Here is a 1,911-nt window from a genome sequence, read left to right on the forward strand (position 1 = left end):
GGGATAGACATCCGCAAACCATAAACAAAGTTTTTTCTTAACTGATAAAAACTTTTTCCCTAACTAAGAAAAACTTTCTCCTTAATAGAGAAGACTTTTCTCTTAATACTTTGAACTTTTTTCCGCTATTTTCCTTTCTCCCTACAATAAAATCATTAATTTCGTGCCGAACAATATATCATATTTTCAACATGGAAGTAGTAACGAACAACTGGTTCACTAAAAAATATCCAATAGGTTTTGCCTTAAGCGGCGGTTTCATCAAAGGCTTTGCCCATTTGGGTGCCATGCAATCCTTATTGGAACATGACATAAAGCCCAATATACTTTCCGGAGTCAGCGCCGGAGCCTTGGCCGGGGTATTCTACGCCGACGGCAATGAACCGCATAAAGTTCTTGACTACTTTGCCGGGCACAAGTTTCAGGACCTGACCAAACTGGTGATTCCCAAAGTCGGATTGTTTGAATTGGGAGAATTCATCGATTTCCTGAAAAGCAATCTGAAATCCAAGAAACTGGAAGAACTGCAAATCCCTCTGATTATTACAGCTACTGACCTGGACCACGGACGTCTGGTACATTTCCATAAAGGGGACATCGCCGAACGCGTAGCAGCTTCGTGTTGCATGCCGGTATTGTTTGCCCCGGTCAATATAGACGGCACCCATTACGTGGACGGAGGCCTGCTGATGAACCTGCCTGTCTCTACCCTCCGCCGTATATGCGAAAAAGTGATTGCCGTGAATGTCAGCCCTCTGATGGCGACCAAGTATAAAATGAACATTGTGAGCATTGCCTTACGTTCCTATAATTTTATGTTCCGCTCCAACTCTTTTCCTGAACGCGAGAAGGCTGATTTGCTGATAGAACCTTATAACTTGGAAGGATACAGCAATACAGAGCTGGAAAAGGCGGAGGAGATATTCATGCAGGGATATAATACGACCAATGATATATTGGAACGCCTGCTCATTGACAAAGGCAGCATTTGGAAAGAATAAAATAACCATTCTATAACATAGAAAACAAAGAAATGAACGACGAAAACAAATTGATTATTTATCAAGTGTTCACCCGACTATTCGGAAACAACAATAACCACTGCATCAATAATGGCAGCATCACTGAAAATGGATGCGGCAAGATGGCCGACTTTACAGCCAAGGCGTTGGGAGAAATCAAGAAGCTTGGCGCTACACATATCTGGTACACGGGCATCATCGAGCATGCTACGCAAACTGACTACCGCCGTCACAATATCCAACCCGACCATCCGGCCATAGTGAAAGGTAAAGCCGGATCTCCCTATGCCATCAAGGACTACTATGATGTCGACCCGGATCTCGCCAAGGACGTACCGGAGCGTATGAAAGAGTTTGAGAATCTGGTGCAGCGCACTCACCGTAGCGGTCTGAAGGTTATCATAGATTTTGTTCCCAACCACGTAGCCCGTCAATATCACTCGGATGCCCAGCCGGATGGCACTTCACAACTGGGGTCAAACGATGATACCAATTATGCGTTCAGCCCATATAATAACTTCTATTATATCCCGAAATCGGAACTGCATGGCCAATTTGACATGAAAGGTGCAGCCGCCGAACCTTATAGGGAGTTTCCGGCAAAAGCTACCGGAAACAACCGTTTTGATGCTTATCCAAACATCACCGATTGGTACGAAACTATAAAGTTGAATTATGGAGTGGATTACCAGAACGGCGGGACTTGCCATTTCGACCCCATTCCCGACACATGGACCAAGATGCTGGATATCATGCTGTTCTGGGCGGGAAAGAACATAGACGGTTTCCGTTGCGATATGGCCGAGATGGTTCCCGTAGAGTTCTGGGAATGGGCAATTCCGCAGGTCAAGGAACAATATCCCTCCCTGCTGTTTATAGCCGAAGTCTA

Annotated in this window: 1 protein-coding gene and 1 pseudogene; both read left to right on the plus strand. The window is 45.1% G+C overall.

Annotated elements, in window-relative coordinates; all coding sequences use genetic code 11:
* Nucleotides 1–191 precede the first annotated feature (191 nt).
* The gene (locus tag ABUA47_RS19625) at nt 192–1,001 is read left to right on the plus strand and encodes a patatin-like phospholipase family protein (RefSeq protein ID WP_005825568.1); all 810 of its coding nucleotides are present in this window, start codon (nt 192–194) and stop codon (nt 999–1,001) included.
* A gap of 32 nt (nt 1,002–1,033) precedes the next feature.
* Nucleotides 1,034–1,911, plus strand: a pseudogene (locus ABUA47_RS19630) (alpha-amylase family glycosyl hydrolase); the annotation flags it as partial.

This window comes from Bacteroides sp. RTP31139st1_H2_RTP31139_211217 (assembly GCF_040227615.1).
Taxonomy (GTDB): domain Bacteria; phylum Bacteroidota; class Bacteroidia; order Bacteroidales; family Bacteroidaceae; genus Bacteroides; species Bacteroides uniformis.